This window comes from Hydrogenophaga crassostreae, assembly GCF_001761385.1.
In the GTDB taxonomy this organism is placed as follows: domain Bacteria; phylum Pseudomonadota; class Gammaproteobacteria; order Burkholderiales; family Burkholderiaceae_C; genus Hydrogenophaga; species Hydrogenophaga crassostreae.
Genome location: NZ_CP017476.1, coordinates 1612679 through 1636955, shown reverse-complemented (window position 1 = coordinate 1636955; position 24277 = coordinate 1612679). Strand labels below are relative to the sequence as shown.

Here is a 24277-nt window from a genome sequence, read left to right as displayed (position 1 = left end):
GGGAAGGTGGACAGCGGTGGGTGGGCTCATGGTCAGTTCAAATGGTCAGCCCGTGGCGAAGAAATACCTCGGACCAAGCCGCCAGTTTACGTTCGAAGCGCCAGCTCGCATGGGCGGGGCTGGTTGAGGGCAGTTTGTAGACGGGTACACCGAGCGCTTCGGTGTGGCGCGCATGTTTGAAGCTTTCGCCGCCGTTGTGGGCAATGGCTTCAAGGTGCGGACATTGCCGTTGCAGCCAGGCGAAATCGTTGAGCTCACCCTGACGGATGCTGGCATCCAGGCTGCCCTCGCGTTCACAGGCGCCGTACACATCCCACAAGCCGACGTGGTGCGCCTGCATCAAAGCCACGCGCTCGCCATAAGGCTTCTCTGGCAATGGCAACGCCCACAGCGCACCCAGAATTTTCCAGAACTGGTTTTGCGGGTGGCCGTAATACTGCTGCGCGGTCAGCGAGGCCACACCTGGAAAGCTGCCCAGTACAACCATGCGCGTGTCTGCATTCACTACCGGGGCAAGACCCTTTAACCGGTTCATGGCAGCGCCGCCAGTCTGGGCAATGCCATCAGCGCGTTGGCGCTCGTGGCGCTGGCCAAGGCGGCCTCCGTCAGGTTTCGCAAGCCAGCCACCACAGCGCCTATGCGCGGCAGCTCGGCGGGCGTGTTCAAGCCTTGGGATTGACCGGCTTCGCGTTGCGCCGCCGTAACGTAAAGCCATTGGGGCGGAATGTCGGGCGAATCGGTCTCCATCACCAGCGCCGACAGCGGCAAACTGGCGGCCAGCGCGCGCAGCTGCTTGGCAGGTTCAAAGGTGCATGCGCCACCAAAACCCAGTTTGAATCCGAGATCGATAAAATGCGTGGCCTGCTGCCCGCTGCCATTGAAGGCATGGGCGATGCCACCGGCCACGCGCTGCTCCCGCAGGTGTTTCAACAACACATCGGCACTGCGCCGCACATGCAAGATCACGGGCAAACCATGTTTTCGCGCCAGTTTGAGCTGGGCCCGATAAAACCCGATCTGCCGTTCCCGCATCGCTGGCTCGCACAGGGCAGGCACAAAAAAGTCAAGACCTATTTCCCCGACGGCCACCAGCCGGGGGTCGCCTTTGTGTTCAGTCAACGCCTGGTCAAGCGCCTCCAGATCGCGGTCCAGCGCCTGCGGCACAAACAAGGGGTGGATGCCCAGCGCGTAGGCGTCACCCAGCCGGTGGGCCAACAGCCGAACGGTGTCAAAGTTGTTCCGCATCACGGCGGGGATCACGCAGCGGCTCACGCCCAGCGCGGCCGCCCGCTCACGGGCGGCCAGGGCCAGCGCATGGTCTGGCCCGAATTCGGGGGCATCAAGATGACAATGGGTATCGATCCACATGGCGGTATAACCACGATTGTGCCGTTCGACGGCTACCGAAAACGCCTTCCCACAAAGAAACCTCCAGGAGAGTCCACTTGGCCACATCCATTCAACGCCTGCTGCACACCCTCACCCGCCGCCCCTCCCTGTGGCTGGCCGCCCCCATCTGGCTGAGCCTGCAGGCCTGCGCCAATTCGGCTGCACCACCGCCAGCCCCCACGGTACCGCTGTGGGGCACGCAATGGCAGCTGGAAGCGCTGGGTTCGCAGCCGGTCATGCCGCAATCCAAAGCCTCGCTGCACTTTCCAGAAGTCGGTCGTGTGGCAGGCCATGGCTCTTGCAACCGTTTTTCCGGCTCGGTGACCGTCAAGGAAGACCGGTTGGCAATTGGTCAGGTGGCGAGCACCAAGATGGCCTGCAGGGGCGGCGCCATGGAACAAGAAAGCAGCTACCTGGCTGCACTGCAAAAAGCGCAGCGCTATGAGCAACAGGGCGACACGCTGTTGATCCATACGCAGGGCATGGACCAACCCCTGCGCTTCGTTCGGTCGAAGTAAACGCCGGAGCGCCCTTACCCTGCCGTCAACACGCCCTTGGTCAGGCGCAGCATGCGGCTGCAGCGGGCAGCAAGCGTTTCGTCGTGGGTCACCACCACAAATGCCGTGCCTTGCTCGCGGGCAAGTTCCATCATGAGTTCAAACACGCCGTCGGCGGTGGAGCGGTCGAGGTTGCCGGTGGGCTCATCGGCCAAAACGCATGCGGGCTGCGTCACCAGCGCTCGCGCAATCGCCACCCGCTGACGTTCGCCCCCAGAGAGTTCGGCCGGGCGGTGGTGCAGCCGCTCACCCATGCCAACGCGACCGAGCACTGCGGCGGCTTGCCGAGCTGCCTCTGTGCGCGGCAAACGGCGAATCCACAACGGCATGGCCACGTTGTCGGCTGCACTGAACTCGGGCAACAAATGGTGAAACTGGTAGACGAAGCCCAGATGCTGGTTGCGCAACACACCCTGTTGCGAAGCGCTCAAACCGGCCATGCCCTGCCCCATCAGCTTCACACTGCCGCCTGTGGGCGCATCCAGCCCCCCCAACAAATGCAGCAAGGTGCTCTTGCCAGAACCAGAAGCGCCGACGATGGCCACGGTTTCTCCCCGGCTCACTGTGAGATCGACGCCTTGCAACACCGTCACATCGAGACGGCCTTCAGAAAAACGTTTGGTCAGGCCCGTGGCCTGGAGAACAATATGGGTCATAAGAAACTATTCGTCGAACAACGTTGCGACGGGACACAAAGTTTCACCATTGGGCCGCCCCCAGGTGAAACGCGCCCCTTCGGTTGACAACGGCCCGCAAAGCGGCGGAGCGTGGGGGCCAGCCGACCGCAGCGCAGGGCCGCCCCAAGCAAGGTCAGCCCCCTTGGGGGGCAGCGACCCGCGAAGCGGTGGAGCGTGGGGGCCAGCCGACCGCAGCGCAGGGCCGCCCCAAACAAGGTCAGCCCCCTGGGGGGCAGCGACCCGCGAAGCGGTGGAGCGTGGGGGCCAGCCGACCGCAGCGCAGGGCCGCCCCAAGCAAGGTCAGCCCCCTTGGGGGGCAGCGACCCGCGAAGCGGCGGAGCGTGGGGGCTGTTCAAGTCACTCATACCGCAGCGCTTCTGCCGGGTTCACCCGACTGGCGTGCCAGCTCGGATAAATCGTGGCCACAAACGACAGCACCAGCGAGATGATCGCGATGGGCAAGATATCGGCCTGCTGCGGATCGCTCGGCATGCGGCTGATGAGGTAAATGTCCTTGGGCAAAAAGCTGGCGCCCAGCGCCCGCTCAATGGCCGGCACGATGGTGTCGATGTTGAACGCCACGCCCAGGCCCAGCAACAGCCCCAGACCGGTACCGATCACGCCGACCATCGCGCCCTGCACCATGAAAATGCCCATGATGCTTCTGGGGCTCGCGCCCAGGGTGCGAAGAATCGCGATATCGGCCCGCTTGTCGGTCACGGTCATCACCAGCGTCGACACCAGGTTGAACGCCGCCACCGCCACGATCAGCGTCAAGATGATGAACATCATGCGTTTTTCGAGCTGCACCGCAGCAAACCAGGTGCGGTTCTGGCGCGTCCAGTCGGTCACGCGCAGGCCCTGGTCCAGACCACCCGCAATGGAAATGGCCACCTCACGCGCCTGTTGCAGATCCTTGATTTTCACGCGCACGCCGGTCGGCCCTTCGACGCGGAAGATGCGCGCCGCATCGTCCATGTGCATCAAGGCCAGCGCCGAGTCGTATTCAAAATGGCCCGAGTTGAAGGTACCCACCACATGCATCTGCCGAATGCGAGGGATCACGCCGGCGGGCGTCACCTGCCCGCTGGGCGCGATCAGGGTCACTGTGTCGCCGGTGATCACGCCCAGACTGCGCGCCAGCTCTTCACCCAGAATCACCCCGTATTCGCCCGGCACCAGTTGCGGCAACAGGGTTTGCGACAGGGATGCGGCCAGATCGGTCACCCTGGGCTCCAGCTTTGGGTCGATCCCGCGCACCAGGGCGCCCTTCATGTCTTCGCCACGCGCAATCAGGGCCTGCGCCCCCACGAACGGCGCAGCACCCACCACTTCAGGATGGCTTTCAATGCTGCTCATGGTGAGTGCCAGATTGGGAATGGCCTGCCCGTATGGCTCAAACACCTCCACATGGGCCAACACGCTCAGCATGCGGTCACGCACCTCCTTTTGAAAGCCGTTCATCACCGACAACACGATGATCAGCGCGGCCACACCCAGCGCGATGCCCAGCATGGACACGCCTGAAATAAAGGAAATAAAGCCGTTGCGACGGGTGGCGCGGCCTGCGCGCGTATAGCGCCAGCCAAGAAGTAGTTCGTAAGGTGTTTGCATGCTTGGCGAGAAAATACCAACGGCGATTGTGGCATCCCTGACAATCAAGCCATGCCTGCTTCCAACCCGATGATGGACTCCCCGTCCCACCTGCTGGTTCCCTTCGCAGCCGCCAGCGCGCCCGAATGCCGGGCCCTGCTGCCCGAAATGCGCCTGCCCAACCTCACCGCGCTGCTGGGTGAGCTGACGCTGGGCACCTCGTTGAACGGAGACGACCACGAGTTCACGCCCCCACATGAACGTGCTCTGGCCCACACCCTGGGGCTGGGCCTGCACGACGACGGCGCCATTCCCTGGGCGGCAGCAGAAGACCCGCACCCAGACCGCCCTCAGGCCTGGTTCACCCCCTGCCACTTCCAGGTGGGCATGGATCAGGTCACGCTGTACAGCGCCGAGTCGCTTGGCCTGAGCGATGACCATGCACGCCCACTTTTTGAAGCGCTGGCCCCCTATTGCCAGGAAGACGGCATCACCCTGCACTATGCAAGTGCCACTCGCTGGCACGCCGAAGGCGAACCGCTTCGCCACCTGATTTGCGCCAGCCTGGACCGGGTGAGTGGCCGATCGGTGGCCGACTGGACGGCTCCAGGCCAGGCCGACAACCCTGGCGCCCAACTGATCAAACGCCTGCAAAGCGAAGCGCAAATGCTCTTCTACACCCACGCGATCAACGATCAGCGCGAAGCCGCACGGTTGCCCATCATCAATGGCTTCTGGGTGCATGGCGCAGGCGCTGTGGGCCATGCGCGGATTGCATCAGGCCCCACACCCATCGTCTGCGACAACCTGCGCCAGTCCGCCATCAATGGCGACTGGGCCACCTGGCGCAAGGCCTGGGAAACACTCGACACTGAACAAATTCCATCGCTGCTGGAAAGCGCGCGAAGCGGTCAGATGGTCATGCTCACCCTGTGTGGTGAACGCCACGCCACCACCTGGAACAACGCCTCGCCCCGCAGCGCGTTCTCGCGACTGGGCCAGGCCATCAAAACCTTGCGCGGAAAAACGCCGGCCTGGAAACAACTCGACACCCTATGATCCCAAAAACCGCAGTTGACCGCGCTTGTCCTGCAAGAGAGCCCCATGGGTGTTGAGCATCTTCGCAACGAAAGAGCTCACCGCTTGGGTATGAGCACTACGCACCCGACTGAGCCGCCCTGGGGCGCACTGGGTGCGTTTCTCCTCCTTGCGGGCATTTGCCCGCTGCCTCGTCACGCCTTCCCAGTCCACCCCATGACGGCCCACTTGGGCACGTCCAACCGCAGTTTCTAGGATGAAAATCACCACCCGCGATGTGCCCCCCCGCGCCGCCTGGGCGCTCGAACAAGGCGGCCTTCACCCACTGCTGGCCCGCCTGTTCGCCTCCCGAGGCATCACCCAAAGTGCCGAACTCGACGACTCGCTTGCCCGCCTGATCCCCCCTTCTGAAATGAAAGGAGCAGCCGAAGCGGCCAGGGCTCTGGCCGACGCCATGGCCGCGAAGCAGCGCATCTGCATCGTGGCCGACTACGACTGCGATGGCGCCACTGCCTGCGCCGTGGGCCTGCGCGGCCTGCGCCTGCTGGGTGCGCCCATGGGTTACGACGGCGCAAGCTACCTGGTGCCCGATCGCGTGACCGACGGCTACGGCCTCACGCCCGCCATCGCCAGGCGGGTCAAAGCCTCCGGTGCCGATGTCCTGGTCACGGTCGACAACGGCATCGCCAGCCTCGACGGCGTGCGCGCCGCACGTGAACTGGGCCTGCAGGTGATCGTGACCGACCACCACTTGCCAGCCCTCAAGGAGGGCGAAATCGTGGTGCCCGACGACTGCATCATCGTCAACCCCAACCAGCCCGGCTGCACATTTGAAAGCAAGTCCATCGCGGGTGTGGGGGTGATGTTTTATGTGTTGCTGGCCTTGCGCGCCGAGCTGCGGGATCGCGGCGTCTTCACTCCACAAACGCAGCCCAAGATAGATGCGCTGCTGCCGCTGGTGGCGCTCGGCACGGTCGCCGACGTGGTCAAGCTTGATGCCAACAACCGCCGCCTCGTGGCGCAAGGCCTGAAGCGCGTGCGCGCAGGCGCCATGCCGCCGGGCATGATGGCGCTGTTCAACGTGGCGGCGCGCAAGTACCCCGTGGCCACCAGCTTCGACTTTGGCTTTGCCCTCGGCCCGCGCCTGAACGCCGCTGGCCGCCTGGCCGACATGACGCTGGGTATTGAATGCCTGGCCACCGACGACGCCCTGCGCGCCGACGAACTCGCCCGCACGCTCGACGGCATCAACCGCGAACGCAAGGCCATCGAAGGCGATATGCGCGACCAGGCGCTGGCCCTGGCCGAAGAGATGTTCGACGAATCCGAAGAGCCGCCACCGGCCCTGATCGTTTTTGACCCCGATTTCCACGAAGGTGTCGTCGGCATCGTGGCCTCGCGCCTCAAAGACAAGATGCACCGCCCCACCTTCGTTTTCGCGGCCAGTGGCGCAGAAGGCAAGGAACACGAGCTCAAAGGCTCAGGTCGCTCGATCCCCGGCTTTCATCTGCGCGATGCGCTCGATCTTGTGGCCAAGCGCCACCCCGGTGTCTTGCTGCGCTTCGGCGGCCACGCCATGGCTGCCGGTTGCACCATCGAAGAAGAGCACCTCGAAACCTTTGAAGGCGCCTTGCAGCTCGTGGCCCACGAATGGCTTGATGCTGCCACGCTGGAACGGCGCATGGAAGCCGACGGTGTGCTCGACAAGCAGTACCGCCGAACCGACCTGGTCGACACCCTGCACAAAGAAGTCTGGGGTCAGGGCTTTGCCCCGCCCGTGTTCTGCGAAGAAGTGCAAATCGTGAGCCAGCGGCTGGTGGGCGAAAAGCACCTGGCGCTGAAGATGAAACACCAGGGCGATCCGGTGGACGGCATCTGGTTCGGCCACACGGAGCCACTGCCTGAGCGGGTCAAACTGGCCTTCAGACTGGACGCTGATGAATGGCAAGGCCAGCGGCGCGTGCGGTTCCTAGTAGAAGCAGCTGAGCTCTAGAAAGATCCCCCCGCTTGGGCGAACAACACGCCCGCGGCCAACTACCGAGAATCCGCCCCTGACGTCCGTCTGACATGAACAAGCCCGTCCAAACAGCAGACATCCCCAGCCTGCCCTACTCAGGGATGGTTGAACACATCCGACTTTCCAGGGTCACCCCAGGGTTGGAGGAGCCGCTGAAGCTTGAACTGGCGCAGCGCAGCCCGACATAAGACTACAAGTGCTTGAAGTGCGGCCACGACAAATGCGAAATGGGCGAAATCAGAACGTCGAGGTCGTTCCTCAGTTCGTTCTTCAACATCCAGAGTGCGCGGTAATCGGCGGTGGTTTGCCGCCGATGCGCGTTCACCGGGTTTTACCAGGGCCAGGTCTCAGCGGGAGAGCAGGCCGTTGATTTCGTCTTCGGTACTTGAAGGTGGCAACCCATGGGGCTGGGCTTCACCACCTCGGCGCTGGCGCCTGGCCGAATTTGCAGTGGGCCTCGCCCGAGTGGCGTTTCGGCCCTTGGTGCCATCCTGCCGACTGCTCATTCATGGCTAAATAAAGCTGTAAATCATTCTGAGGGCAAAGTTCTTTTGCTCTGCCGTTACCGCACCATTTTTCTGAGCCGTTGACAAGTCAAAGAAACCCGGCTCTGCCGCCACAGCATCGCGGGAGAGCCTGCGAAATCCCATGGTCCAGTCGGGAAAACTCCGGGACTCGATTTCACTTTCATCCATGACATAGGGTGCCGCATGCCGAGGGTCAAAAACGATCGATTCAAAATAGACGGCGTCGATATCTGGCTTGTCGCCTTCAAGAACCTGAACAAAAAAATCCTTGCTGTAGATCAACATGCCCGTGATGTTCAAAGACAAATTGCGCGATCTGGCCACCCTCAACAGTTCATCCAGGGCCTGGTCGGACATCGGCGCGCTCGCAGCGCTGAGATAAATGAGTCGATGCACCATGTTCTCCAAAGTGTCGGGTGTGGGATGAACGTCCACGCCCCTTCGTGGCGGCCCGCAGATCTGCCTGCTGCCAACCGAGGGCTGGCTCTTTCACGCAAAATCAGCGTTTGCCTTTCGCGGCCTTGTCGAACTTGCTCCAATAGCCAAATTCGGTTTGATGCACTTCAAAATCCACCTCGGCCACACGGGTCTGGATGTTCGACTGGGCATCGGTCACCCCCCTGTTGTAGGCAACTGGCGCAAGTTCTTCCAGAAAGAACGCCAGCAGCGCACCAGCTTCCAGATTGCCGATTCGTTCATCGCGGTTGACGCGAAAATAGCGCTCGATGGAGGCGATGGCCTGTTCGTGGTCTGGTTTGCTGAGTTCGATGGTCATCTTGGGTCGGGTTGAAACGGTCCGGCGATCCTACCGAAAGGCGTCGTTGATCACCAGAAAGCTCATGAAAATCTGAACCGGCAAGGGAATCGTCGAAGGCAGGTTCACGGAGAGTTCCCGCTTCATGGTGAGCCATTTGGGTTCCTCGATGGTGCCCAAGGTGCGCCCGTCCCGTTCCCAGCAGTAACTCAGGCGGCCCATCGTGCGGTGGCGCACCAGTGTCGCGTTCAAAGGGCTCACAACCTCGATGCGCGGGCGTTGAAGGCGCTGCGGCGGAAACAGGACTTCGCCGATGGCCAACGGCGCACCACCCTGGTGCAGCGTGAAGCGCACATCTTTTCGCCGTTCGCGGTTCAAAAAAACATGGCTGATGCGGTAGTCAGCCGAAGCGGCTCTACCGGGGGCCATGCGAATGTGCAAATCCTCCAGAGGAGATGTTTCGTGGCCCATTTGCGCCAGAGACTTCAGGGAATCGGCGAAATTTGGCCATTCCAGCGCCGCAATCGGCTGGTCTTCAGTGGTCAAAAAATGGTAATGAAACCCATTGAGGGCAGAGCGCTGGCGAACGAGGAACATGAAACCTTCAACCGAGGTGATCCATTGGGGTTGGGTGGGCAGGTGGATGCTGTGGCGGAGCCATTGTGCCCCGACTGAGAAACACATGGCTTGCGCCATGGATGACGAAGGCGGACCAACTAACGTGGCCATCCATGCTGCGCCCGCCCCCAACTGCGCCGCCGGGAACCCCAGGCAACAACGCCGGTCAAGTCATCAGCGCTTCGCGAACCGCAGGCAGTTGCCTGCGCGAGACCGACAGTCGCTCTTCCACGCCGTCGAGCCGCACCATCCAGCCTTCGCCTTCAACCGGATCCACGACCTTTTCAACGGCGCGCACGCGCGCACGCGCCACCAGCGCATTGCGGTGCACGCGCACAAACAGGTGGGCGTATTTCTGTTCCAGATCGCTCAGGGCTCCGTCAAAAATGTGCTCCCGGTCCAGCGTGCGCACGGTGATGTATTTCAATTCGGCTTTCAGGTAAATCACATCGCCCAGCGGCACGCGCTCGCTGCGCCCGCGCTCTTGAATCACCAGGCATTCCACCGCGCTGTTCAGTTCGTTGTTGCCCGACGCCGCCAACAGGCGGTCAACCTTTTGCAGCGCTTGCTGCAAGCGCTCCAGCCGCACCGGTTTGGTGAGGTAGTCCACCGCTTCGAGTTCGAAAGCATGCACGGCATGTTCGGCGTGCGCAGTCACAAAAATGAAATGGGGCGCTGAAGGCAGTTGGCGCAATGCATTGGCAAGGGCCAGACCATCAACGCCAGGCATATGGATATCGAGCAACACCAGATCAAACGCACCGCGTTGAACATGTTCCATGGCCTGCACCGCGTTGGCCGCTTCGCCGATGGCATCCACGCGCGGCTCGACACAATCGCCCAGCAGGGTACGCAGCCTGGAACGGGCCAGCGTCTCGTCGTCAACGATCAAAACCTTCATTCCCATGCATCACTCCCATGGCGTTTGAATCACCATCCCACTTATAACGGTATTTCCAGCCGAACCTGAAATATGTTGTCGACCAAGGCGCTCTGGAACTGGCCTTGCATGTCATGTAAAAGCGCCAGTCGCTGGCGCACATTGTCCAGCGCCAGGCCATTGCCTTTGACCCCGCTGCCAGCAGGGACGGTGTTGGTGACCTTGATCACCACGACCGAGCCACGGCGTTTGGTGCTGATGCGCACCACCGCACCCGTCGGGCTGGGCTCCACCCCGTGTTTCACCGCATTTTCAACCAGTGGCTGCAAGATCAGGGGCGGCAGCATGGCACTTGAGGCGCTTTCATCCAGGCTCCATTCAATCTGCAGCCGGTCGCCGAATCGCACTTTTTCGATGGCCAGGTAGTGGTGAGCGAGGTCCAGTTCCTGATGCAATGGCACGGCTTCGTTGGAGCCCGCCAGCGCGTGGCGAAACAGCTCACTGAGGTCCTCCAGCAGACTCTCCGCCTTGGCGGGTTCTTCGCGCACCAGGGCAATCGCGCTGTTGAGCGTATTGAACAAAAAGTGGGGTCGAATGCGGGCTTGCAACTCCGCCAGCCGCGCTGCCGTACCGGCCGGCTCACGGGCCTTGGCGCGCCAGATGAGCGCGGTCACCAAAACCGCCGCCACCAGCATCCCTGCAACCGAGGCCGCCAGCCAGGGCTCGCTACCGACCAACCCCATCCAGACCAACAAGCCAAAGCCATAGAAGCTGCAAAAACCGCCAAGCAGCACCCCCACCCCTGTCTGCACAGGCATCGACCACCTTGCCATCAGGCGCTTGAGCCCACAAACCGCCAGCAGCCATAAGAGAACCGCGGGCAGGGCCGCACCCGTGAGCAAGGCCACCTGGCCCACCCATCCGAGCAGGCTTTGCACGCCAAACAGCGCCGCCACACACACGATGGCTTCCACAAACAACACCGCTCGCAGCACCACACCCGCCTGGCAGGTGTCAAATACCAGCACCACGTCGGAGGGCAAAGCGGGCATGTCTTGCAGGGGTCGCTTACCCGGCGCCGAGGCCAGATCCTGGAAGGTCGATAAAATTCGTGAGTCTTGCATGGCTCGCACTGTACCCAGTGCGCCGGTGTTGTGCACAAAAAAGGCCACGCGATCAGCGCGTGCCGCCACCCAGGAACTCCCGCTCCCGGCGCCCTGTTCGGCGCCCGGTCCTCATTTTTTTACCCAGCCGCTGGCAAACGCATGTCCTCCAATCAACTCGATAAAAAATCCGAAGCCTGGTCCGCCCTATTCTCCGAGCCCATGAGCGAACTGGTCAAGCGCTATACCGCCAGCGTCTTCTTTGACCAGCGCCTCTGGCTGGCCGACATCACCGGCAGCCTGGCCCACGCCGAGATGCTGGCCGCGCAAGAAATCATCAGCCAGAGCGACCGCGCCGACATCGAGCGCGGCCTGGCGCAGATTCGCACCGAAATCGAAGCGGGTTCGTTCGACTGGAAGCTCGATCTGGAAGATGTGCATTTGAATCTGGAGGCCCGCTTGACCCAGTTGGTGGGCGATGCGGGCAAACGCCTGCACACCGGCCGCTCACGCAACGACCAGGTCGCCACCGACGTGCGCCTGTGGCTGCGCGGCGAGATCGATCTCATCATTGACCTGTTGAACGAACTGCAGACCGCCCTGGTCGATGTGGCGGAAAAAAACGTGGAAGTGATCCTGCCCGGCTTCACCCACCTGCAAGTGGCCCAGCCCGTGAGTTTTGCCCACCATTTGCTGGCCTACGTGGAAATGTTTGCACGCGATGTCGAGCGCATGAGCGATGTGCGCCGCCGCACCAACCGGCTGCCCCTGGGCAGCGCCGCTCTGGCCGGCACCACCTACCCGCTGGACCGCGAGCGCGTCGCCCGCACCCTGGGCATGGTGGATGAAAATGGCGTGCCTCAGGTGTGTCAGAACAGCCTGGACGGCGTAAGCGACCGCGACTTCGCCATCGAATTCAGCGCTGCCTCGGCACTGTGCATGGTGCACATCAGCCGATTCTCGGAAGAGCTGATTCTGTGGATGAGCCAGAACTTCAGCTTTGTGAAGATCGCCGACCGTTTCACCACCGGCTCATCGATCATGCCGCAGAAGAAAAACCCCGATGTGCCCGAGTTGGCGCGCGGCAAAACCGGTCGCGTGGTCGGTCACCTGGTGAGCCTGATCACGCTCATGAAGGGCCAGCCTTTGGCCTACAACAAGGACAACCAGGAAGACAAAGAGCCGCTGTTCGACACGGTCGATACCCTCAAAGACACCTTGCGCATATTTGGCGAAATGGTTGGCGGCCAACCCGATGCCAAAACGGGCAAAAAAGAAGGCGGCATCACCGTCAATGCTCAGGCCATGGAGGACGCGGCCAAAAAGGGCTACGCCACCGCTACCGATCTGGCCGACTACCTGGTCAAAAAGGGCCTGCCCTTCCGCGATGCCCACGAATGCGTGGCCCACGCGGTGAAAGCTGCCGTATCCCACAATTGCGACCTCTCCGAGCTGCCTCTGACCGTTTTGCAAGGCTTCAACACCAGTATCGAAAAAGATGTTTACGAATGTTTGAGCCTGCGCGGCAGCCTCAACGCCCGCAACACCCTGGGCGGCACAGCCCCCACGCAGGTATTGGCCCAGATCGCACGCCACCGGCAGCGTTTGATCTGACCCCGAAAAGGCGGCCAGTTTGGCCGCCTTTTTACTTCAGATAGCGCTCAAGACTGGGCGCAATAAGCCGATTCATAAGGGGAATAAATACCGCGGATTTTTCGCGGACCAACCCTTTGAACGGAGTGCTCACTGTGTCTATCATGATGATTCTGGTTGCTGGCCTGTGTGCTGTGGCCTTGGCCTGGTGGGCCTTTCGTCGTCAGTCTTCCAGCCGCGTGCCATCCGCCCAGGCCACGCTCAGGGCTGCCACACCCATGAGCAAACCTGCGGCGAGTCCCGCTTCGGTGGAGGGCCAGGTTGGTCCAGCCCCAGAAGTGCTCCCTGCCCCACCGGAGCTGGCTGCTTTCCAATGGCTCAAGGTGCAAGACCTCGACGCTCCGCGCCGCGACGCGTTGCTGGAAGCCATCAAGGGTATCCCCCGTCCGCCCCATTCGCTGCAAAAGCTGCTCTCGCCCGAGTTCGTGGCCCGTGCCAGTTCCTCTGAACTGAGCGACCTGGTGATGGGCGAGCCGCTGATCGCCGCCAAGGTGCTGTCCACCGTGAACGCCCCCTTTTACGGCTTGCACAAACCCGTGACGGGTATCGGCCAGGCGGTGACATTCCTGGGCATGAGCACAGTGCGCAACATTTGCGTGCAATACATGCTGGCCGAGGCCTTCAAGCCCCGTCTGGCCACCTCGCAGAAAGCGTTTGACGGCATCTGGCGTGCCAGCGCCATCGCCAGCGAGCTGTGTGTGCGCTTGAGCAAGGCGCTCAACCTGCCCGAGCAGGGCAGCCTGTCCACCCAGGTGGTGCTCGGCTTTGTGGGCCATTTGTCGGCCGCATCACTGATGCCGCCTCAGGCCCTCAACGACTGGCTCTCGCTTGGCCGCCTCGATCGCGCCCAGCGCGAACAAGAGGTGATGGAGCTCAGCGCAGGCGAAGTGGGCGGCTTGCTGATGAACGCCTGGGGCTTGCCCGAGGCGCTGGTCAGCGGCGTGAGAGCCATTGACCGGGTGCTGGTGACCCCGATGACCGCCAACGACAGCATGGAGAACTCACGCAACGCGGTCAGCTACCTGTGTGCCCGCCTGGGCGAACGCCTGGCGCAGGGGCAACTGAAATCGCTGGAAGGCTACAACCCCTTCGACGACGTGTGCGCCGATACCTTCTACCTCAATCAACACTTGCGCAACCCGCTCTTGCGCGCGTTGCCTGCTGCGCTGGCCAGTGTTGATGTGCAAGAGGCCATGCAGCAGATGCTCAGTGGCGGGTCGGTCAAGAAAGGTTGACGGCCGCGGCGCCTCAGTTGGAAAGCAGGGGCGTCGAGCCGAAGGCGTTGTCGCCTTCACTGGGTTGCACAGCCCAGTAGATCAATACGGCCCATCCCAACAGCGGGATCAGGCCCAACAGTTGCCACCAGCCGCTTTTGCCGATGTCATGCAGGCGGCGGGCGCCTACGGCGATGCCGGGCAGCAACACCACCAAAGAAAAAATCGAGCCCAGGCTCTCGCTGAGGTAAGTCAACACGAGCGAGCCCAGAATCACAAACAGCACCCAGTACCAGTATTCAGAACGCGCTGCACGCCCACTGAAACCCACGTAATTGGTGAAGCATTTTTTGACTGCGTCTTGGAAATTCATTTGCGTTCCTCCGGAAGGCTGTTGTCAAGCCAACCGATGATAGGCCAGCCCTTGGCGTGAATCCCGCGCGTTGACGCCAGTCAAACCACGGTACGGTATTTGCCACTACAGTCTGGACCCATGGAAAACGCCACCCCAACCCCAACGCCCACAGCCGCCATCCTCAACTGGACGCCCCAGCTTGAAACCGGCGACGCCCGCATGGACCACACCCACGAAGCGTTCGTGGTCAAGCTCAACCAGTTGCTCGCCACGCCGCAAGACCAGCAACTGCCGCTCTACCGCGAGTTTCTCGACCACACGATCGAACACTTCGCCCAGGAAGAGCGCTGGATGCTGGCCACCGGCTTCTCCGAAGACAACTGCCACGCCTCGCACCACGCCACCATTCTGGAAACCATGCGCGCCGTGATCCCGCATTTTGAGAGCGAAGACCCCGAGATCATCACCCGCCTGGCCGAGGCGCTGGTGGAATGGTTCCCGCAACACGCCGCCTCTATGGATGCAGGCCTCGCTTTGCACTTGAAATCGGTGGGTTTCGACTCCGAAACCGAAACCCTGGCCGATGCCAGCAAGGTCACACCCGCCACCATGTCGGGCTGCGGCAGCGTGACCTGCAGCTGACCTTCCCCCGTGTTCGCGGCCATCAAACCACCCGCAGCACGGCCCTGCGGCGTGGTTTTTTTGCATCCGTGCCGAGCCGGCCAGCGCCAATCCACCGTATAAGTACGCGGTGAACAAACTTTTACTTTCCATCGCCGTTGCTGCTGCGCTCTACTTCGGCCTGGGCCAAACTTTCGCGCCCCCTCCGGAAGCGCCAGCCGCCAACAGCGACGGCAGTGGCCAGAGCCCACTTGGCAACGCCATCGCCGAGCAACGCAGTGGCGTTCAGGTGACCGGTGAAGGCACGGTGTTCAAGCTGCTCAAAGACGACAACCAGGGCAGCCGCCACCAGCGATTCCTGATCGAATTGCCCGAAGGCCAGACGCTGCTCGTGGCCCACAACATCGATCTCGCGCCACGCATCAACAAACTGAACACCGGCGACACCGTGGCCTTTCATGGTGTCTACGAATGGAATGCCCATGGCGGTGTCATTCACTGGACCCACCACGACCCGGCCGGCCGCCACGAGGGCGGGTGGCTGAAGCACAGCGGCAAAACCTACGAATGAACCCGGCGCAGCCCGCGCCACACAACCGCCCTCGCAGCCGCAGCGAGGGCCCCTTATCCGAACCGTTGCACCACCAGTGAGTCAGGTCATCCAAGCTGGTGCATTTTTTGCTTGCATCTGGTGCAATTCGCCACCCAAACCCGGTTTGGGTGGCGTTCCCTCACCAAAATAGACCATCCCAGCACGGAGACCTCGTATGGACGCACTAAAACAGGGCGCAGACGCCCTTTTCATCTTGCTCGGCGGCATCATGGTGCTCGCCATGCACGCCGGCTTTGCCTTCCTTGAACTGGGCACGGTGCGCAAGAAGAACCAGGTCAACGCCCTGGTCAAGATTCTGGTGGACTTCTCTGTCTCCACCATCGCCTACTTCGTGGTCGGCTACGGCGTCGCCTACGGCACCCACTTTTTCATCGGCGCCGAGCAACTTGCCCAGCAAAACGGCTACGAGCTGGTGAAGTTCTTTTTCCTGCTCACCTTTGCCGCAGCCATTCCCGCCATCATCTCGGGCGGCATCGCCGAACGGGCCAAATTCTGGCCCCAACTGATCGCAACCGCCGTCATCGTCGGCTTCGTCTACCCCTTCTTTGAAGGCATCGCCTGGAACGGCCACTTTGGCATCCAGGACTGGATCACCGCCACCACCGGCGTCGCCTTCCACGATTTCGCAGGGTCCGTCGTGGTGCACGCCGTGGGCGGCTGGATTGCCCTGCCCGCCGTCATCCTGCTTGGCGCCCGCGCCAACCGCTACCGCAAAGACGGCGGCATCTCGGCCCACCCGCCGTCCAGCATCCCCTTCCTCGCGCTGGGCGCCTGGATCCTCTGCGTCGGCTGGTTCGGCTTCAACGTCATGAGCGCGCAGCGCCTGGAAAACATCTCGGGCCTGGTCGCCGTCAACTCCCTCATGGCCATGGTCGGCGGCACACTCGCCGCCCTGCTTGCCGGCAAGAACGACCCGGGTTTCGTGCACAACGGCCCACTCGCTGGACTTGTGGCCGTTTGCGCCGGATCCGATGTGATGCACCCACTGGGTGCACTGATCACCGGCGCCATCGCCGGCGGCCTTTTCGTCTGGATGTTCACGCTCACGCAGAACAAATGGAAAATCGATGACGTGCTGGGCGTCTGGCCACTGCACGGCCTGTGTGGCACCTGGGGCGGCCTCGCCGCCGGCATCTTCGGCCAGCAAGCCTTTGGCGGCCTGGGCGGCGTGAGCTTCACTGCCCAACTGATCGGCACCGCCATGGGTGTGGTCTGGGCCGCGTTCGGTGGCTTCGTGGTGTACAGCGCGTTGAAAGCCACCATGGGCATTCGCCTCACCCAGGAGGAGGAATACGAAGGCGCCGACCTCACCGCCCACCGCATCAGCGCCACGCCTGACCGGGAAGTGAGCTGGTGAACCGGGTTTGACCTTCGAGGCTGAACCCTTGCCACGCCAAAGGCGCTCCCCCGAGCGCCTTTTTTATGGTTCGGGCAATCGAGGCGGGCGCTCTAGACGCATGCCGGCTGCGGCACGGCAGGCGAAGATTGAACCGGGCGTTTTTCGGCCGTCACCAGCCAGATGCCCGCACAGACCAGCAGCAGGGCCACACCGTACTTCCACTCAAAGACGTCTTCACCGAGAAAGATCGCCGACAAGGCGACGCCGAAAATGGGGATCAGGAAATTGAAGATCGTCACCCGCCCGACCGGGTTGTGTTTGAGCAGGTTGCTCCAGATACTGAAGGCCAGTGCCGACAGCAGGGCCATGTAGGTCATCAGCGCGGTCGAGGCGGGCGTGAACGCCTCCATCCGCCCGCCGAACAGCCAGCCGCCGGCCAACAGCACCGAACCGCCAATGGCCATCTGCCAGCCCGTCATGACCGCGGGATTCAGGCGCTGCGACAGCTTCTTGCCGTAGATCGTCGCCGCCGACAGCACGAATGCCGCCAGCACAATCGATCCTTCACCGGCCAAGGTGAAATCGGGCTGCAGCAGTGTCGGGCCGTAGTTGGCTGCGGCGACGCCGACAAAACCCACCAGGCAGCCCAGCATGCGCCGACCCGAAAGACGGTCGTTGTGGTAAATGAAATGCGCCAGCAGCACGGAAAAGAAGGTGCCCGTGGCGTTCATGATCGAACTCTTGCTGCCGCTCGCGTTGGCCACGCCAATGTAGAAAAAGATGTACTGCAAGGCCGTCTGGGTCAGGCCCAGCACTGCCACACTGGCCCAGTCTTGCCGTTGGATGCGCAGACCCCAGCCCATCACAGCGCCGGCGAGCAGCAACAACCCCCCGGCTGCGACGAAACGAACGCCGGCAAACACCATCTGGCTGGCCACGTCGTGGCGGGCGATGCCGAACATCGCGTAGCCATACTTGATCGACGGATAGGCGCTGCCCCACAGCAGGCAACAGAAAGTCGCCAGCAGGAACAGTGCCGCAGGGCGGGCAAACAAGGATGGATTCGGGTGGGACATGGTTGTGCGTGGGGGCCGGAGCAGAGGACACGTTGAGGCGCCATTCTGAGCCCGCATCAACATAAGATCAATTGCATAGGTGATACATTTTCGATAAGAAAATTTATATCGATTGGATCGCATTGAACTTTCGACATTTCCGGTATTTTGTGACCACGGCCGAAGAGCTGCACGTTGGCCGAGCCGCACAACGCCTGGGCATCGCCCAGCCGGCGTTGAGCCAGCACATCCGTGCACTGGAGGATCGACTGGGCGTGCAACTGTTTCTGCGCGCCCATCGCCGCATCGCGCTGACCGAAGCCGGCGACGCCTTTCTGGCCGAAGCACGGGCCGCACTGCACCACGCCGACAAAGCCGCCGGCGCGGCACAGCGGGCTGCACGAGGCGAAACCGGCAATGTGGTGATCGGCTTTGTCAGCAGCGCGCTGGCCGAGCAACCCTTTGTGCGCAGCCTGGCGGCCTTCCGTGGCAGCCACCCGGATGTGGTGATCGAGATGCTGCTGCGCCTGGGCGGTACCCTGACCGATGCGGTCCAAAACGGGGACGTCGACCTCTCGGTCACCCGTGGGCCGCTGCCGCCTGCTGTAGACGACTGCGAGTCCTTTGTCTTGTGCCGTCAACCACTGATCGCCGTCTTGCCGGAAAGCCACCGACTGAGCGCGCAGACCAGCATCCCGCTGTCAGCCTTGGCAGAGGACACCCTGCTACAGCCAGATGACCCACCCGGCCTCAGCCTGGGCCACACCTTGCAGCAGTTGCTGGCCAAGACCGGCTTCCGCCCACGACACACGATGGTGGTGAGCGAGATGAGCTCGACCATCGGACTGGTGGCCGCCGGCCTGGGCGTCGCCCTGTTGCCCGCATCGGCCCGGGTCATGAGGCTGCCCGGCGTCGCTTTCTGCGCCTTGCAAGACGTGCAGGCTGTGTCCGAACTGATGGTCGTGCATCGCCGCTTCGAGCGCTCGGCCGCCGTGCGCACACTGCTGGACCGGTTGCGCCTCGCGGCAGAAACCCCGGCCTGAGGCCGCTGCATGAACCCCCTCCCACAAAGTTCTGCGGCCTCACACGGCGTTTTTCACCCCAGGTGGTCAGCAACGATGACGGGTCAGGGCTGGACGTTCATTGCAATGCCGACAGCGGCGCCACACAGCCACCCAAAAATCCAGGCGTGACTGGCCAGACGGCCGCGCGGGCACAAGCACCCGATCCCGACCTCAGAACCTGGCCCAGTCAGTTCAAGCGACGCTTCGCCTTGTCAGGCCGCATCGACTTTGCTCACGGACAAACGGCAGGCCGACTGCACCGGGCTCTGGCGTTTGCGTTTGCGTTTGCCCAGCCCTCAAACCACACAAAGGCCCTTCCTCGGAGCGGTTTTTGCGTGTTGCGCCACAAGAACGGCCTCCCGGAATCAACCTGGTACAAACAGAGGCACAATCGCCTGAAAATCAAGGCCATAAAGGGCGGGTCATGCCAACACATCCAAGCCAGGGCCGCGCCCCTCTCACCCTTCGAATCGACCGCGAACTCACCCACCCGCAAGTGATCGAACTGCTGCGCGAACACCTCGCCGGCATGCACGCCGAGTCGCCGCCCGACAAGGTCCATGCACTGGACCTCGGCGCCCTGCGCCAACCCCGCATCACGTTCCTGACTGCCTGGCGCCAAGGCAACGATGACGGGCAAGCAGACCATCAATTGGTGGCCTTCGGCGCCATCAAAGAGCTCGATCCTTTGCACGGTGAGCTCAAATCCATGCGCACCACCGCGCGTCACCTGCGCCAGGGCGCCGCCCAAGCCATCCTGACCGAACTGCTCGCTATCGCCGCCCGCCGCGGTTATGCAAGGGTGAGTCTGGAAACCGGCTCAACGCACGGGTTTGAGCCGGCAATGGCCATGTACCGACGGTTTGGATTTGTGGAAACTGGGCCGTTTGCGGACTACCCGGTTGATCCGTTCAGCCGGTTCATGACGCTAAAGATGGTGTGAACATGAAGCCCAGGCGACACTGCTGCACCGTTCGCGGGAAAAGCACCGAGGCTCGGTCGCTCGCATCCTGTCCCTCTCCTTGCAAAACCGTGCCGGTTTCGCAAACCAATGTGCAACCCCACCTGGACCGCTGCAATGCTCAATCAAACAGTTAGGGTCCTGGGGATCGCTATGGCTCTGGCACTTGCCGCTTGCGGTGGCGGCAACAGCGACCTCCCGCAGCCTGGGCCCACAGCAAATGCCGCCCAAACGTCGAACAACACATCGACGAAGGCCCTGCTGACCAAAGCCGCCGAGCTGAGTCGGGCCGAATTGCAGCGCGCTGCATCCGAGACCTCGTCAGAGCAGCGAATGGCAGCGCCTGTCCAAAAAGCTGCCCCAGGCACCCTGGTTTCAGTGCATCGCTTCTTCAATACCCTGACAGGAGCCCATTTCTACACCATCAGCGAAACGGAAAAGCAGACCGTACAGAATACGCTGCACCAGTTTCAATATGAAGGCCCCGGGTTTGCGGCAAGCAGTGCGCCCGCAGAAGGTCTCAGTCCTGTGTACCGGTTTTTCAACGTCGACACGGGGGTGCACCTGTACACCATCAGCGAAGATGAAAGGGCTCTGGTTCAGGCCAGATTGCCTCAGTTTGCCTTCGAGGGCGTTGCCTATTTCGCCAGCAAAACCAGCGGCTCGGACCGGGTACCGCTTTACCGGTTTTTCCTGGGCGACAAGGGCTACCACTTTTACAGCAACAGTGCGACGGAACGAGACACCATCGTCAACACCCTGCCGCAATACACGTTTGAGGGCATCGGCTATTTCGTTTTTGCCAGCTCCGCGGTGGTGCCTGCGGCGGTAACCTCATACAAAAACTTCAAGGCAATTGGCCTGGTGCCCCAGGTCCTGCCGTTTGGTGACAACACCATCAGGGCCTATGGGAACTTCAGCGGCAATGGCCACCTGGATTTTTTCAGAGCGGTTGGTACCTATGACGTGAGGCTGCCGGAATCTCAAGCCACGCCAAGTCGATTTGAGTTCTTCGCCCGGCAACCCGACGGAAGCCTGGTTCAAACCTCCACGCTGCTCGCCCAGGCAAATGGTTGCCTGCATCCCCGCAAAGCGTTGGTGGCCGACTTCAACCGCGACAACCGACCCGACATCTTTGTGGTCTGCCACGGATACGACACCCATCCCTTTCCAGGTGAAAGAAACAAACTCGTCGTGAGTCAGGCCAACGGGACATACACCGTTCGCGATGCCTCCAATGATGTCGGCTTCTTCCATGGAGGTACCGCGGCGGACATTGATGGTGATGGCGATGTCGATGTCATCGTGGTGAACAATTTCGAGGCGGATCGCGCCATCACACTGCTCAACGACGGCGCTGGCTTTTTCACGCGAGAAACCCCTTCGCGACTGCCCTCTTCTATCCGCAATGCAGGCAACTACTACAGCATAGAACTGATCGATGTAGACGAAGACGGCTTGCTGGACTTGCTGCTCGCAGGGCACGAGTTTGATGCCGCACCGACGTCCATCTTCCTCAATCCAGGTGCAGGCAATTTTTCGGCGGCCACTGCGTTGCACCTTCCTGCGGTACCCAATGAAGGGGTTGTGCTTGATTTCACAGTCACGGGATCGGGAGCGAACCGAGCTGTGTGGCTGGTTCGGACCTCGGGAGGCGACGGCACCTTTTACCAGAGCAACGTGGTCCAGAAAGTTTCCTTTCCATCGATGGCCTCTTCAATCGTGTTGAACCGGCGGCCCTCCACCTGGATACCCTGGCTCATTCCTGCATACGTGAATGGCGCACACATCGTGACCACCGACAACATTGAAGACAAGCTGTCATTTCCACAATAGCTGTCCTTTGATTTCAGCAAGTGACGGAGGGGATCCGGGCTGGCACTCCTTCTCGGGCCGACATGCGGCACGGGAACCCAGTCTTCGGGGGGTGCCGATTTCGCCCTGATTCCAGCCACCTGCCGCTTCCCATGACCAGCCTTTCGTCGCGGTTTCCATGCCCTGGTTCAGGCTCACGGCGGCGGCCATGCCGGACTTTGTCGCGCAGGTCAGGGCTCGACACCACTCGATCCTTTTTTAGAGCAATTCCGGTTGCGTTTCAAATCCTGGTCTTGCGGGTCACGCGTCTGGCTGGACCCGGTGGTCAGGCTCACCCTTTGCCCATGGCCGCGGCCTGGAGGGTGGTGAAGCTGCAGACTTGTGCCTTTGCAGCAATCGAGATCAGACATTCCCTTCGTCTTTTCCCCGCCGCGGCGCCTGCAGCGACCCTGCCAGCGCCACCGCATCCGCACCAGCCGGCAAGCGCATCGGGCAAGCCGGCTCGGTCACGGCCCGCCACACGGCTTCGGCCACGTCGCTCGACTGCGTGATGGCGGTGGATTTCGCCCATTCGGCAAACACACCTTGCGCCAGCACAGCGTAGGCCTCGGGTATGCCGCCTTGCATGCGGGGTTGGGCGTTTTGACCAAAACGGGTTTCGGGCGCGCGACCGGGCAGCACCAGGCTCACCCTGACGTTGAAAGGCGCCAGTTCCAGGGCGATCGACTCGGTGAAGGCGTTGACCGCGGCTTTGCTGGCGGTGTACACGGCGAGCAGGGGGAACGGTTCAAGCGTGACGCTGGAGGTGACGTTCACGATCACGCCAGCCTTGCGTTGCCTGAACTGGGGCAGCACGGCCTGGGTCATGGCGATGGTGCCCAGGGTGTTGGTCTCGAACACTTCGCGGGCGGTCGCCATGGAAATTCCCTCCAAAGTGCCCATCACGCCAATGCCCGCGTTGTTGACCAAGGCGTCTATCGGTCCGGCCGCATCGATGGCTTGGAGAATGCTCTCAGAGCTGGTGACATCGAGGGCGAGCACGCGCAAGTGTGCTGAAGTGGGCAACGCACTTTCAAGGGGTGTGCGCATGGTGGCAATGACTTTCCAGCCTCGGCTGAGGAAAGTTTGGGCGGCTTCCAGGCCAAAGCCGGAGGAGCAGCCGGTGATCAAAACGGTTTTCATGAAAATTCCAGTAGGGGGTTGAGGGGTTGCCAGAGCCCAGACTGTAGGTCGGTGGCGCCGGACTTACTACAATCAAAGATCTGTTTATCATCATCAGGAGTCCTGCCATGCTGGATCCACTGGCCGAAGTGGTGGCCTTGCTTGAACCGCGTGCGCCCTTTTCAAAACGGGTGGGCGGGGCCGGCGCCTGGCGGGTGCGCCGCGCTGAAACAGGCCAGCCTTTTTACTGCGTGGTGCTGGAAGGGTCTTGCTGGCTCACCGCAGATGGGAACGAACCGGTCGCGCTCGACCAGGGTGACTTCGCCCTGATTCCGGCGGCCTGCGGTTTTGCCATGACCAGCCACCCACCGCAGGCTTCAACCGATGCGCTGGAGACCCCGCCTGTGATGCGGCCCGATGGCGAGGTCAGACTGGGCGTGCCAAGCGGGCCACCCGATGTTCGGATGTTGATCGGCCACTGTGTTTTTGGCTCGCCCGATGCGGCGTTGCTGGTTTCGTTGTTGCCGCAACTCGTGGTGGTGCGCGGCGAGCAGCGACTGGCCACGCTGGTGCAACTGGTGAGGGAAGAGTCGCGCGCGCAACGGCCTGCACGCGATGTGATTCTGGAGCGGCTGCTGGAAGTGTTGCTGATCGAAGCCCTGCGTTCATCGGAAGGCACGGCGGCGCCACCGGGTCTGGTGCGCGCCCTGGCCGATGAACGCCTGGCAAGGGCCATCCGCCACATGCACGAAAACCCGGCCGCTCCATGGACGGTGGCGCAACTGGCGCAAGAGGCCGCGCTGTCGCGCTCGGCGTTCTTCGAGCGCTTCAACCGCGCTGTGGGCGTGCCCCCCATGGAATACCTCATGCGGTGGCGCATGGCGTTGGCCAAGAACCTGTTGCGCGATCACAAAAAGGCCGGCGGCATGGCCGATATTGCCGAGCAGGTGGGCTACGGTTCGGCCAGCGCATTCAGCGTGGCATTCACCCGCCATGTGGGGCTGCCGCCTTCCCAATACACACGGGCACATGCAAACCTGCGCAACGCCTGACACAAGCCCAGGCCGGGGGTATGAACCGGCTCTCGTCAACGGGGTGTTCCGCTCGCCCAACACTGCATCGGTATGGCGCATACGAAACGGGAGCCGCGTCGCATCAGGCAAGCCATGTCAAGACAACCCTTCAACCCTTGACCTGACACCCGCAGCAGGGTTGATGCCCGGGCTCCCGTTTTGAAACACCCCGATCAACGGCGAAGGACTGATCCTGCGCG

Annotated in this window: 24 protein-coding genes and 1 pseudogene; 13 read left to right on the top strand and 12 right to left on the bottom strand. The window is 62.1% G+C overall.

Going from position 1 to position 24277, the window contains the following annotated elements; genetic code table 11:
- Positions 1–37: 37 nt before the first annotated feature.
- Positions 38–535 (bottom strand): DNA-deoxyinosine glycosylase, encoded by a 498-nt coding sequence (locus LPB072_RS07575; RefSeq protein WP_066093470.1) that lies wholly within the window; start codon positions 533–535, stop codon positions 38–40.
- Complete coding sequence (locus LPB072_RS07570; protein ID WP_066093467.1) at positions 532–1368, bottom strand: TatD family hydrolase; 837 nt, start codon at positions 1366–1368, stop codon at positions 532–534. Before LPB072_RS07570 ends, LPB072_RS07575 begins: the two co-directional genes overlap by 4 nt.
- Positions 1369–1445: 77 nt before the next feature.
- Here LPB072_RS07570 and LPB072_RS07565 point away from each other — a divergent pair, with 77 nt between their 5' ends.
- Positions 1446–1907: an META domain-containing protein gene (locus tag LPB072_RS07565; protein WP_066093464.1), complete on the top strand. Its 462-nt coding sequence runs from the start codon at positions 1446–1448 to the stop codon at positions 1905–1907.
- Between the two features lie 14 nt (positions 1908–1921).
- Here the strand turns inward: LPB072_RS07565 and lolD are convergent, their stop codons facing one another.
- Together lolD and LPB072_RS07555 are read right to left on the bottom strand one after the other, a co-directional pair.
- Positions 1922–2602, bottom strand: coding sequence for a lipoprotein-releasing ABC transporter ATP-binding protein LolD (lolD, locus tag LPB072_RS07560; RefSeq protein ID WP_066093461.1), 681 nt, complete (start codon positions 2600–2602; stop codon positions 1922–1924).
- Between the two features lie 378 nt (positions 2603–2980).
- Positions 2981–4237 carry a lipoprotein-releasing ABC transporter permease subunit gene (locus tag LPB072_RS07555; protein WP_066093458.1) on the bottom strand — a complete coding sequence of 419 codons (1257 nt, stop codon included), beginning with the start codon at positions 4235–4237 and terminating at the stop codon, positions 2981–2983.
- A 51-nt stretch (positions 4238–4288) separates the two neighbouring features.
- On the opposite strand from LPB072_RS07555, the gene LPB072_RS07550 reads away from it, so the two are divergent.
- The 3 genes and pseudogenes from LPB072_RS07550 (at position 4289) to LPB072_RS24195 (ending at position 7660) form a co-directional block, all read left to right on the top strand.
- Positions 4289–5275: a phosphoglycerate mutase gene (locus tag LPB072_RS07550; RefSeq protein ID WP_157559253.1), complete on the top strand. Its 987-nt coding sequence runs from the start codon at positions 4289–4291 to the stop codon at positions 5273–5275.
- A gap of 235 nt (positions 5276–5510) precedes the next feature.
- Complete coding sequence (gene recJ / locus LPB072_RS07545; protein WP_066093455.1) at positions 5511–7247, top strand: single-stranded-DNA-specific exonuclease RecJ; 1737 nt, start codon at positions 5511–5513, stop codon at positions 7245–7247.
- Positions 7248–7498: 251 nt separating this feature from the next.
- Positions 7499–7660: pseudogene (locus LPB072_RS24195) on the top strand (zinc ribbon domain-containing protein).
- A gap of 123 nt (positions 7661–7783) precedes the next feature.
- Here the strand turns inward: LPB072_RS24195 and LPB072_RS07540 are convergent.
- The 5 genes from LPB072_RS07540 to LPB072_RS07520 form a co-directional block, all read right to left on the bottom strand.
- Entirely contained in the window at positions 7784–8233 is a 450-nt protein-coding gene (locus LPB072_RS07540; RefSeq protein WP_157559251.1) for a BLUF domain-containing protein, read from the bottom strand.
- Positions 8234–8297: 64 nt separating this feature from the next.
- Positions 8298–8573 (bottom strand): DUF2164 domain-containing protein, encoded by a 276-nt coding sequence (locus LPB072_RS07535; RefSeq protein ID WP_066093449.1) that lies wholly within the window; start codon positions 8571–8573, stop codon positions 8298–8300.
- Between the two features lie 30 nt (positions 8574–8603).
- Positions 8604–9236: a hypothetical protein gene (locus LPB072_RS07530; protein ID WP_157559250.1), complete on the bottom strand. Its 633-nt coding sequence runs from the start codon at positions 9234–9236 to the stop codon at positions 8604–8606.
- Positions 9237–9336: 100 nt separating this feature from the next.
- The gene (locus tag LPB072_RS07525) at positions 9337–10077 is read right to left on the bottom strand and encodes a LytR/AlgR family response regulator transcription factor (protein ID WP_066093443.1); all 741 of its coding nucleotides are present in this window, start codon (positions 10075–10077) and stop codon (positions 9337–9339) included.
- Positions 10078–10112: 35 nt separating this feature from the next.
- Positions 10113–11102, bottom strand: a complete 990-nt coding sequence (locus LPB072_RS07520) for a sensor histidine kinase (RefSeq protein ID WP_231943459.1) — start codon at positions 11100–11102, stop codon at positions 10113–10115.
- Between the two features lie 213 nt (positions 11103–11315).
- Between LPB072_RS07520 and argH the strand changes: the two genes are divergently transcribed.
- Positions 11316–12767 (top strand): argininosuccinate lyase, encoded by a 1452-nt coding sequence (argH, locus tag LPB072_RS07515; protein ID WP_066093440.1) that lies wholly within the window; start codon positions 11316–11318, stop codon positions 12765–12767.
- A gap of 143 nt (positions 12768–12910) precedes the next feature.
- Positions 12911–14041, top strand: a complete 1131-nt coding sequence (locus tag LPB072_RS07510; protein ID WP_066093437.1) for an HDOD domain-containing protein — start codon at positions 12911–12913, stop codon at positions 14039–14041.
- Positions 14042–14054: 13 nt separating this feature from the next.
- Here the strand turns inward: LPB072_RS07510 and LPB072_RS07505 are convergent, their stop codons facing one another.
- Complete coding sequence (locus LPB072_RS07505; RefSeq protein ID WP_066093434.1) at positions 14055–14393, bottom strand: DUF805 domain-containing protein; 339 nt, start codon at positions 14391–14393, stop codon at positions 14055–14057.
- Between the two features lie 120 nt (positions 14394–14513).
- Between LPB072_RS07505 and LPB072_RS07500 the strand changes: the two genes are divergently transcribed.
- The 3 genes from LPB072_RS07500 to LPB072_RS07490 all read left to right on the top strand — a co-directional run bounded on the left by LPB072_RS07500 (position 14514) and on the right by LPB072_RS07490 (position 16966).
- On the top strand, positions 14514–15017 hold the full coding sequence (locus LPB072_RS07500; protein ID WP_066093432.1) for a bacteriohemerythrin: 504 nt from the start codon (positions 14514–14516) through the stop codon (positions 15015–15017).
- Between the two features lie 109 nt (positions 15018–15126).
- Positions 15127–15567 carry a DUF3465 domain-containing protein gene (locus LPB072_RS07495; protein WP_082877059.1) on the top strand — a complete coding sequence of 147 codons (441 nt, stop codon included), beginning with the start codon at positions 15127–15129 and terminating at the stop codon, positions 15565–15567.
- A 196-nt stretch (positions 15568–15763) separates the two neighbouring features.
- Positions 15764–16966 carry an ammonium transporter gene (locus LPB072_RS07490; RefSeq protein ID WP_066093429.1) on the top strand — a complete coding sequence of 401 codons (1203 nt, stop codon included), beginning with the start codon at positions 15764–15766 and terminating at the stop codon, positions 16964–16966.
- A gap of 92 nt (positions 16967–17058) precedes the next feature.
- Here the strand turns inward: LPB072_RS07490 and LPB072_RS07485 are convergent, their stop codons facing one another.
- On the bottom strand, positions 17059–18024 hold the full coding sequence (locus LPB072_RS07485; RefSeq protein ID WP_066093426.1) for a DMT family transporter: 966 nt from the start codon (positions 18022–18024) through the stop codon (positions 17059–17061).
- A gap of 122 nt (positions 18025–18146) precedes the next feature.
- Between LPB072_RS07485 and LPB072_RS07480 the strand changes: the two genes are divergently transcribed.
- From LPB072_RS07480 to LPB072_RS07470, 3 genes are all read left to right on the top strand, one after another.
- Entirely contained in the window at positions 18147–19046 is a 900-nt protein-coding gene (locus LPB072_RS07480) for a LysR family transcriptional regulator (protein ID WP_066093423.1), read from the top strand.
- A 445-nt stretch (positions 19047–19491) separates the two neighbouring features.
- Positions 19492–20010 carry a GNAT family N-acetyltransferase gene (locus tag LPB072_RS07475; protein ID WP_082877058.1) on the top strand — a complete coding sequence of 173 codons (519 nt, stop codon included), beginning with the start codon at positions 19492–19494 and terminating at the stop codon, positions 20008–20010.
- Positions 20011–20181: 171 nt separating this feature from the next.
- A complete protein-coding gene (locus LPB072_RS07470) occupies positions 20182–21864 on the top strand; it encodes an FG-GAP-like repeat-containing protein (RefSeq protein ID WP_066093420.1) in 1683 nt (560 codons plus the stop codon).
- A gap of 381 nt (positions 21865–22245) precedes the next feature.
- Here the strand turns inward: LPB072_RS07470 and LPB072_RS07465 are convergent, their stop codons facing one another.
- Positions 22246–23025, bottom strand: a complete 780-nt coding sequence (locus LPB072_RS07465) for an SDR family oxidoreductase (protein WP_066093417.1) — start codon at positions 23023–23025, stop codon at positions 22246–22248.
- A 107-nt stretch (positions 23026–23132) separates the two neighbouring features.
- On the opposite strand from LPB072_RS07465, the gene LPB072_RS07460 reads away from it, so the two are divergent.
- A complete protein-coding gene (locus tag LPB072_RS07460; RefSeq protein ID WP_066093414.1) occupies positions 23133–24056 on the top strand; it encodes an AraC family transcriptional regulator in 924 nt (307 codons plus the stop codon).
- The last annotated feature ends 221 nt before the right edge of the window (positions 24057–24277 follow it).

What these genes read in the sequence shown, in the direction of transcription:
- LPB072_RS07575 (WP_066093470.1), bottom strand. Translation starts at nt 535, where the DNA reads ATGAACCGGTTAAAGGGTCTTGCCCCGGTAGTGAATGCAGACACGCGC.
- LPB072_RS07570 (WP_066093467.1), bottom strand. Translation starts at nt 1,368, where the DNA reads ATGTGGATCGATACCCATTGTCATCTTGATGCCCCCGAATTCGGGCCA.
- lolD (WP_066093461.1), bottom strand. Translation starts at nt 2,602, where the DNA reads ATGACCCATATTGTTCTCCAGGCCACGGGCCTGACCAAACGTTTTTCT.
- LPB072_RS07555 (WP_066093458.1), bottom strand. Translation starts at nt 4,237, where the DNA reads ATGCAAACACCTTACGAACTACTTCTTGGCTGGCGCTATACGCGCGCA.
- LPB072_RS07550 (WP_157559253.1), top strand. Translation starts at nt 4,289, where the DNA reads ATGCCTGCTTCCAACCCGATGATGGACTCCCCGTCCCACCTGCTGGTT.
- recJ (WP_066093455.1), top strand. Translation starts at nt 5,511, where the DNA reads ATGAAAATCACCACCCGCGATGTGCCCCCCCGCGCCGCCTGGGCGCTC.
- LPB072_RS07535 (WP_066093449.1), bottom strand. Translation starts at nt 8,573, where the DNA reads ATGACCATCGAACTCAGCAAACCAGACCACGAACAGGCCATCGCCTCC.
- LPB072_RS07530 (WP_157559250.1), bottom strand. Translation starts at nt 9,236, where the DNA reads ATGTGTTTCTCAGTCGGGGCACAATGGCTCCGCCACAGCATCCACCTG.
- LPB072_RS07525 (WP_066093443.1), bottom strand. Translation starts at nt 10,077, where the DNA reads ATGGGAATGAAGGTTTTGATCGTTGACGACGAGACGCTGGCCCGTTCC.
- LPB072_RS07520 (WP_231943459.1), bottom strand. Translation starts at nt 11,102, where the DNA reads ATGCCCGCTTTGCCCTCCGACGTGGTGCTGGTATTTGACACCTGCCAG.
- argH (WP_066093440.1), top strand. Translation starts at nt 11,316, where the DNA reads ATGTCCTCCAATCAACTCGATAAAAAATCCGAAGCCTGGTCCGCCCTA.
- LPB072_RS07510 (WP_066093437.1), top strand. Translation starts at nt 12,911, where the DNA reads ATGATGATTCTGGTTGCTGGCCTGTGTGCTGTGGCCTTGGCCTGGTGG.
- LPB072_RS07505 (WP_066093434.1), bottom strand. Translation starts at nt 14,393, where the DNA reads ATGAATTTCCAAGACGCAGTCAAAAAATGCTTCACCAATTACGTGGGT.
- LPB072_RS07500 (WP_066093432.1), top strand. Translation starts at nt 14,514, where the DNA reads ATGGAAAACGCCACCCCAACCCCAACGCCCACAGCCGCCATCCTCAAC.
- LPB072_RS07490 (WP_066093429.1), top strand. Translation starts at nt 15,764, where the DNA reads ATGGACGCACTAAAACAGGGCGCAGACGCCCTTTTCATCTTGCTCGGC.
- LPB072_RS07485 (WP_066093426.1), bottom strand. Translation starts at nt 18,024, where the DNA reads ATGTCCCACCCGAATCCATCCTTGTTTGCCCGCCCTGCGGCACTGTTC.
- LPB072_RS07475 (WP_082877058.1), top strand. Translation starts at nt 19,492, where the DNA reads ATGCCAACACATCCAAGCCAGGGCCGCGCCCCTCTCACCCTTCGAATC.
- LPB072_RS07470 (WP_066093420.1), top strand. Translation starts at nt 20,182, where the DNA reads ATGGCTCTGGCACTTGCCGCTTGCGGTGGCGGCAACAGCGACCTCCCG.
- LPB072_RS07465 (WP_066093417.1), bottom strand. Translation starts at nt 23,025, where the DNA reads ATGAAAACCGTTTTGATCACCGGCTGCTCCTCCGGCTTTGGCCTGGAA.
- LPB072_RS07460 (WP_066093414.1), top strand. Translation starts at nt 23,133, where the DNA reads ATGCTGGATCCACTGGCCGAAGTGGTGGCCTTGCTTGAACCGCGTGCG.